The organism is Kiloniellales bacterium, from assembly GCA_030064845.1.
Classification (GTDB): Bacteria; Pseudomonadota; Alphaproteobacteria; order Kiloniellales; family JAKSDN01; genus JASJEC01.
This window is the reverse complement of the sequence record JASJEC010000112.1, coordinates 1-7,236: the sequence shown is the minus strand read 5'-3', so window position 1 is coordinate 7,236 and position 7,236 is coordinate 1. Positions and strand designations below refer to the sequence as shown.

Annotated in this window: 9 protein-coding genes; 2 read left to right on the top strand and 7 right to left on the bottom strand. The window is 68.8% G+C overall.

Annotated elements, in window-relative coordinates; all coding sequences use genetic code 11:
- The 7 genes from QNJ67_23320 to phnG all read right to left on the bottom strand — a co-directional run.
- The coding region (locus QNJ67_23320) for an alpha-D-ribose 1-methylphosphonate 5-triphosphate diphosphatase (GenBank protein ID MDJ0611922.1) at positions 1-959 on the bottom strand (959 nt) is incomplete at its 3' end.
- Positions 956-1,660, bottom strand: coding sequence for a phosphonate C-P lyase system protein PhnL (gene phnL, locus QNJ67_23315; GenBank protein ID MDJ0611921.1), 705 nt, complete (start codon positions 1,658-1,660; stop codon positions 956-958). The genes QNJ67_23320 and phnL, both read right to left, overlap by 4 nt.
- Positions 1,661-1,671: 11 nt before the next feature.
- The gene (gene phnK, locus QNJ67_23310) at positions 1,672-2,433 is read right to left on the bottom strand and encodes a phosphonate C-P lyase system protein PhnK (GenBank protein ID MDJ0611920.1); all 762 of its coding nucleotides are present in this window, start codon (positions 2,431-2,433) and stop codon (positions 1,672-1,674) included.
- A 17-nt stretch (positions 2,434-2,450) separates the two neighbouring features.
- Entirely contained in the window at positions 2,451-3,344 is an 894-nt protein-coding gene (locus QNJ67_23305; GenBank protein ID MDJ0611919.1) for an alpha-D-ribose 1-methylphosphonate 5-phosphate C-P-lyase PhnJ, read from the bottom strand.
- Positions 3,313-4,422 (bottom strand): carbon-phosphorus lyase complex subunit PhnI, encoded by a 1,110-nt coding sequence (locus tag QNJ67_23300; GenBank protein MDJ0611918.1) that lies wholly within the window; start codon positions 4,420-4,422, stop codon positions 3,313-3,315. The genes QNJ67_23305 and QNJ67_23300 overlap by 32 nt, the downstream gene beginning before the upstream one ends.
- A complete protein-coding gene (gene phnH / locus QNJ67_23295; protein MDJ0611917.1) occupies positions 4,422-5,033 on the bottom strand; it encodes a phosphonate C-P lyase system protein PhnH in 612 nt (203 codons plus the stop codon). Before phnH ends, QNJ67_23300 begins: the two co-directional genes overlap by 1 nt.
- A gap of 5 nt (positions 5,034-5,038) precedes the next feature.
- Positions 5,039-5,476, bottom strand: coding sequence for a phosphonate C-P lyase system protein PhnG (gene phnG, locus QNJ67_23290; GenBank protein ID MDJ0611916.1), 438 nt, complete (start codon positions 5,474-5,476; stop codon positions 5,039-5,041).
- A gap of 161 nt (positions 5,477-5,637) precedes the next feature.
- On the opposite strand from phnG, the gene phnF reads away from it, so the two are divergent.
- Both phnF and QNJ67_23280 read left to right on the top strand, forming a co-directional pair.
- On the top strand, positions 5,638-6,381 hold the full coding sequence (phnF, locus tag QNJ67_23285) for a phosphonate metabolism transcriptional regulator PhnF (GenBank protein ID MDJ0611915.1): 744 nt from the start codon (positions 5,638-5,640) through the stop codon (positions 6,379-6,381).
- A gap of 133 nt (positions 6,382-6,514) precedes the next feature.
- On the top strand, positions 6,515-7,236 hold a 722-nt coding region (locus QNJ67_23280; GenBank protein ID MDJ0611914.1), incomplete at its 3' end, for a hypothetical protein.

Sequence of the window (7,236 nt, the reverse complement as noted above, 5' to 3'; positions counted from 1 at the left end):
CGGTGCAGGATGAAGGCGCTGTGCAGCAGGCTGACCGGCACGTAGTCCGACGAAAGCGCGTCGAGAGCGCCCTGGGCGGCCAGCTCGATCGCGGCGATGTTGCCGGAGTGGGAGCCGCCGCGCACCACGTTGGGCGCGCCGGCGACGGTCTCCAGGCCGCGCCGGCCGGCGGCCTGCGCCGCCTCGATCGTGGTCGGGAACTCGGAGATCGTGAAGCCGAGCCCCGCCGCCTCCTCGATGTGCGCCTCGGTGGCGTCGTCGTGGCTGGCCAGCCGCAGGTTGCGTTCCCGGCAGGCCCCGGCCAGGCGGATCCGGTTGCCGGCAGCGAAGCGATGATGGTCCTCGGTCTGCGCGGCGATCATCGCGTCGACCGCGGCGCGGTCCAGCTTGTAGCGCCCCTGGTAGTATTCCTTGAAACGCTCGACATCGACGAACTGCCGCTGTCCGGGCGTGTGGTCCATCACGGAAACCAGGGAAAGCAGCGGCTCTTCACCAAAATGATCAAAGTGATTCAATACGTTGCTGACCGATACTTCACAGCGGAGGTGAAGCCAGTGCTCGGCCCGGAGCCGGCCCCTGCGCTGCGCCTCGGCGATATGCCCGACGGTGTCACGGACCCGGTCGAGACGGTAGGTGTCCGAGTGGCGGTCGCCGATGCGCAGGGCGTCGAGCACCGTCGTGATGCCGGCGGCGGCGATCTGGGCGTCGTGGGCCAGGAGCGCGGGCAGCGTCGGCCAGATCACGCCCGGGCGCGGCGCGAGGTGGACTTCGAGATTGTCGGTATGCAGCTCGACCAGGCCCGGGAGCAGATAGTCGCCCTCCATGTCCTGGGCCGTAGGCAGGCGGCTGCGCCCTTCTTCGACACGGCTGATCCGGCCGCCGGACAAGACGACGGTGCCGTCGATCTCGCGGTCCGCCAGCACCACTCTCGCGTTGGTCAGCGCGACTTCCGGTTTCATGCCGCGCGGCTTTCCAGGGTCATGGGGAACTCCCGATCGCAGATCGCCCGGCGCGCGTCGCGGTCGTGAAAGATGCCGACGATCGCCGCGCCCCGGTCGCGGGCTTCGCCGAGCAATTCCAGAACGGTGCCGCGGTTGGCGGCATCCAGCGACGCCGTCGGTTCGTCGACCAGCAGGATCGGGTAGTCGACGATCAGGGTCCGCGCGATGTTGACGCGCTGCTGCTCGCCGCCGGAGAAGGTCGCCGGCGGCAGAGGCCAGAGCGCTTCGGGTATCCGCAGGCGGCGCAGGAGCTCCTGCGCCCGCGACCTGGCCGCGTCCGGCGCGATCCCCAGGGCGCGGAGCGGCTCGCAGACCAGGTCGAGCGTCGCGACCCGCGGTATGACCCGCAGGAACTGACTGACATAGCCGAGCGTGGTGCGGCGCACGTCCAGGATCTCGCGCGGCTCGGCCGCGACCAGGTCGAGTATCCCGCCGCGATGACGGACCAGGACCTCGCCGGCCTGCGGCATATAGTTGCCGTAGAGGCAGCGCAAGAGAGTCGACTTTCCCGCCCCCGATGGACCTGTCAGCGCTAGGCATTCTCCAGGTTGAACCGCCAAAGAAACGCCGGACAGAACCGGCAGCCTGATCCCGCCCTGTGTATGCAATGTGAAGGTCTTATGAAGCTCGCGTGCCACCAGGAGCGCCGTTTCTTCCATATCCGCCTCGCTCATACCGGGAGAATCGAGGATACGAGCATCTGGGTATAGGGATGCTCCGGGTCGTCCAGCACGCGATCGGTCAGGCCGCTCTCGACCACCTGGCCCGTGTGCATCACCATCATCCGGTGCGACAGCAGCCGGGCGACCGCCAGGTCGTGGGTGACCACGACCGCCGAGAGTCCCAGCTCGAGCACAAGCGAGCGCAGCAGATCGAGCAGACGCGCCTGCACTGAGACGTCGAGACTGCCGGTCGGCTCGTCCATGAACACCAGCCGGGGATGGGTCACCAGGTTGCGCGCGATCTGCAGCCGCTGCTGCATGCCGCCGGAGAAGGCGGCGGGCGTGTCGTCGATCCGATCCTGGTCGAGCTCGACCCGCCCCATCCAGTCCTCCGCCGCGCCGCGGATCCGGCCGTAGTGGCGCTGGCCGACCGCCATCAGCCGCTCACCGATATTGCCGCCGGCGCTCACCGTCATGCGCAGGCCGTCGCGCGGGGTCTGGTGCACGAAACCCCAGTCGGTGCGCATCAGGAAACGCCGCTCCGATTCCGTCAGCGAGGCCAAGTCGACCAGGACGTCGCCGCGCCGCCGGTAGGCCACGCTGCCGCTCTGCAGCGGCAGCTGGGCCGAGAGGCAGCGCAGCAGGGTGGTCTTGCCCGATCCCGACTCGCCGACGATCGCGAGCACCTCCCCCGGCCAGAGGTCGAAGCCGACGTCGCGGCAGCCGAGCTGCGCGCCGTAGGCGTAGGTCACGCCTTGGGCGCGCAGCAGGGGGCCTTCGGGTGCGCTCACGCCGCGCCCTCCCCGCCCTCGCCGCGCCGCTTGGCGCAGAAGTCCGTATCCGAGCAGACGAACATGCGCCCGCCGCGATCGTCGGTCACGATCTCGTCGAGGAAGGAATTCGCGCAGCCGCAGAGCGCGCAGGTCTCCGACCAGCGCTGGACCTCGAAGGGATGGTCCTCGAAGTCGAGGCTCACGACCTTGGTATGGGGCGGGATCGCGTAGATCCGTTTCTCCCGCCCTGCGCCGAACAGCTGCAGGGCGGCCATGCGGTCCATCTTGGGATTGTCGAACTTGGGCGTCGGCGAGGGATCGCTGACGTAGCGGTCGTCGACCATCACGGGGTAGGCGTAGGTCGTGGCGATGTGTCCGTGCCGGGCGATATCCTCGTAGAGCTTGACGTGCATCAGACCGTAGTCGCCGAGCGCGTGCATGGTCCGGGTCTCGGTCTCCCTCGGCTCGAGAAAGCGCAGGGGCTCGGGAATCGGCACCTGGAACACCAGGATCTGATCCTCGCGCAGAGGCTGCTCCGGGATCCGGTGCCGGGTCTGGATGATGCTGGCGTCGCCGGTATCGCCGGTCGTCTCGACGCCGGTCGTGCGCTCGAAGAAGCGGCGGATCGACACGGCGTTGGTGGTGTCGTCGGCGCCTTGATCGATCACCTTGAGCACGTCGTCCGGCCCGATGATCGCGGCCGTCACCTGCACGCCGCCGGTGCCCCAGCCGTAGGGCATGGGCATCTCGCGGCTGGCGAAAGGCACCTGGTAGCCGGGGATGGCCACCGCCTTGAGCAGGGCGCGCCGGATCATGCGCTTGGTGGACTCGTCCAGGAAGGCGAAGTTGTAGGCGGGATCGCGCTCGGTCCGGGCGCTATTCCGCGGCTTCGTTCGCGCCCGGCTCATGGGAGGCCCTCATCTTGCGCACCAGTTCGAGTTCCGATTGGAAGTCGACGTAGTGCGGCAGTTTCAGGTGTTCGACGAAGCCCGTGGCCTGGACGTTGTCGCTGTGCGACAGCACGAACTCCTCGTCCTGGGCGGGCGCATCGACCGCTTCGCCAAGTTCCCGGGCGCGCAGCGCGCGGTCGACCAGCGCCATGGCCATGGCTTTGCGCTCGGAGTGACCGAAGGCGAGCCCGTAGCCCTGGGTGAACTGCGGCGGCACGTCGGCCGAGCCCTTGAACTGATTGATCATCTGGCACTCCGTGACGGCGATCTCGCCGATCTCGACCGCGAACCCGAGGTCTTCCGACACCACCTCGATCGCCACCCGCCCGTGGCGGATCTCGCCGGCGAAGGGGTGGGTCCGGCCGTAGCCGCGCTGGGTCGAATAGCCGAGGCCGAGCAGAAAGCCCTCGTCGGCGCGTGCCAGGTTCTGCAGGCGCAGGTCGCGGTCCGCGGGGAAGCTCAGCGGCGCCCGGGTCAGGTCGCCGACCTCGCGTTCGTCCGAGGGCGCCTCGCGCTCGATCAAGCCGTCGCGGTCGAGCAGGTCCACGACGCGCGGCATCGCCTCGGTCCCGTCGCTGGTCGCGTGATCGGGGGCCTGCGCCTCTTCCTGCGGCGGCGGCCCGCCGCCCTCCGCCGCCAGGGAGAAGTCGAGCAGCCGGTGGGTGTAGTCGAAGGTCGGGCCGAGCACCTGGCCGCCGGGAAGATCCTTGAAGGTCGCCGAGATGCGCCGCACCGCGGCCATGGCGCCGGTGTCCAGCGGCTCGCTGTAGCCCACACGCGGCAGGGTCGTCCGGTATGCGCGCAGCAGGAAGATCGCCTCGATCAGGTCGCCCCGCGCCTGCTTGATCGCCAGGGCGGCGGCCTCGCGGTCGTAGAGCGAGCCCTCGGACATGACCCGGTCGACCGCCAGGCCGAGCTGCTCGGAGATCTGCGCGAGCGAGAGCTCGGGCACCTTGGGGTCGCCCCTTCGCGCCTCGGCCTGCTGACGATGCGCCGCGGCGATCGCCTTCTCCCCGCCTTTGACCGCGACGTACATCAGTCGACCTCCACCCGCGTCGAGCGCGGCAGCGCGGCGAGACGGGACGGCGCGGCAAAGATCAGGTCGACCCCGCGCGGAAAGCGTGCCCGGTTGGCCGCCGCCTGAGACCAGAAGCCGGGCGGCAGCGGCCCGGCGTCGAAGCGCTGGCTATTGGCGATGCCGGGACCGGACAGGCGGGGGCCCGCGCCGGCCCGGATCTCCTCGACCTGCAGGATCAGCGTGGTCGAGCGGTCGGGATAGGCCGCGCTGCCTTGGTTGAACCGCTCCAGCGCCGGCACGGCCCCGGTCTCGGCGATCAGCGCGAAGCCCGCCTCCGCCGGGTCCTCGGTCAGCGGGCTGCCGCAGTGAAAGGCGAGGAACCGGCGCAGGCCGTCGGAGCCGCGGGCCGCGGGGTCGAGCCAGAGCCGGGTATCGACATCGAGCAGCGTGAGGCAGACGGCGGCGGCCACTGGGCCCAGCGGCGCCGGCGGGTCCAGATTGGGCGAGACGTCCTGCACCCTGCCCGGTTGCGCCATGGCCGCCAGCACCGCGCGGAAGACCTCCTGGCTTTCCATCACCGGATCGTCGAAGCCCGCCGTCGGCGGCAGATCGGCGTTTGGCGCGGTCATGGCCCTCAGTCCTCGCCGCGCACGAGCGTGAAGAACTCGACCTTGGTCGCGGCCGCGGCCGCCGCCCGCGCCCTGTCGGCCGCCGCCCGGGCGCGCTCCAGCCTGGCAAGAAGGTCCCGTTCCAGGGCCGGCCGGCGCCGCGGGTCCTGCAGCAAGGCGTCGAAGCAGGCCGCCAGCTCGGCGTGGCGGGCGTCGCGCCCGGCCACGGTGGCGTGGCCGCTATAGCCCTCTTCCGTCGCAAGCACGCAGCGAGTCACCGTCATCTCGCCGAGATTGAACGCCTGTCCCGTGCCGCCGGCCCGTCCGCGCACCATGACCAGGCCGGTCTCTGGCCTGCGCAGCCAACGGCGGCTCGGCGGGTCCTCCAGGGCATCCCACACCGCCTCGAGATCTTCGGGCGACGCCCTGGCCAGCAAGGACATCCAAGCCCGTCGCGCCGCGATCGCCGGATCCGCAGCGGTTTCGGCTGCTGTCTTATGTCCGTCGGCGTCTTGCACCTTGCGTGTCCCACCCGGATGTTTGATAGTATTCGTCTAGACGTCCATATCTTTTCTAATCATGCCTCCCTTTCATGCCGGGAGCAAGGCGCAGGAATGAAGTTTTGGTGACAGAGACCAGCGACGGTCGAGGACTGGAACGTGGCCAGGGTGTCGCCCTCTGGCGCCAGATCGAGCAGCGCCTCGCGGACGAGATCGCCCGGGGCGTCTTGGCCGGCGGACAGAAGCTGCCGACCGAGGCGACGCTGGCCGCGAGTTTCGGCGTGAACCGCCATACCCTCCGTCAGGCCATGGCGGCGCTCGCCGAACGGGGCCTGATCCGGATCGAGCAGGGCCGCGGCACCTTCGTCCAAGACAACGTGGTCGAATACCTGATCGGCAAGCGAACCCGTTTCAGCGAGATCATCTCGCGCCAGAACCGGCAAGCCGTGGGGTTCCTACTGCGCAGCGCGCGAATCGAGGCGGACGAGGAGATTGCGCGGGAACTCGGCGTCCGTCGCAGGACGCCCTGTCTCTTTCTCGAGACCTTCCACGAGGTCGACGGCCAGGCCCTCTCGATGAACAGCGGCTTCTTCCCGGCCAGCCGCTTTCCCGACCTGATCGCGGTCTACCAAGAGACCCGCTCCATCACCAGGGCATTCGCGCGTCACGGCCTGGAAGACTACTGGCGCAAGGTCACCCGCGTTACCGCACGCATGCCGACCGACGAGGAAGCCGCGCAGCTGCGCCAGGCCCGGAGCCGGCCGGTTCTCGCGGTCGAGAGTGTGAACGTCGACGAGGCCGGCAAGCCGGTGCAGTTCAGCCGTACTCGGTTCGCCGCGGACCGGACGCAGTTGATCTTTCAGACCTGAAAGGCTGAAGGGGTCATTCATTTGACATGGATCATGGCAACCGAAGTAACTTGACATCAACCATACCGCGTCAAGGATGCCTCGACCCTCAACAAACGCCCGAGTCTCAACAAACCGAAGGTGCTTCACCGGCATGTCCGCTTCGAACCTCGCAAGCGCCGCCGCGCGCGGTTTTTCCTGCTTCGCTCTGGCCGCCTCGCTGGCGTCAGTGTTGCTGTTCTCGAGTCCCGACGCGCGGGCCCAGAGCCAGTCCGAGTCGTCCGACTTCAATTGGGAGTTCCTGCCGGACGACACGCTCGATAAGGGGTTCTATCAAAGCTACCTCTACGGCGTTCCCGACAACCCGAGCGACGATTGGGTGCTGGCCTACGGCGGCCGTCTCTACGATCTCTGGTGGGTTGTGTTGCTGGTCGACCCGCCGGCCGGCCGTCACCCCTCCTACCCCAAGGCCGGCGTCGCGGCGGATCTGGAGACCTGGCGCTGCGTTTCCTGCCACGGATGGGACTATCGCGGCCGTGACGGCAACTTCGCCAGCGGCCCGAACTACACCGGCATCAAAGGCATCAACGGCAAGGTCGGGGCGGACCCCAAAGAGATCGAGCGCATCCTGCGCGCGCCGGAGCACGGCTTTACCGAGGAAATGATCCCGGACAATGCGCTCTCGGCCCTGGCGCTCTTCGTCGCCAATGGCCAGGACGATCCGACCGCCCAGATCGACTCGAACACGCGCAGGGTCCGAGGCCGCCCGGATGAGGGGCGCCGGTTGTTCCAGACGATCTGCGCGATCTGCCATGATTTCGACGGCCGCGCCTACATAACCGGAGAAGGCGACGGCCTGAACACCCTCGGCGCGAT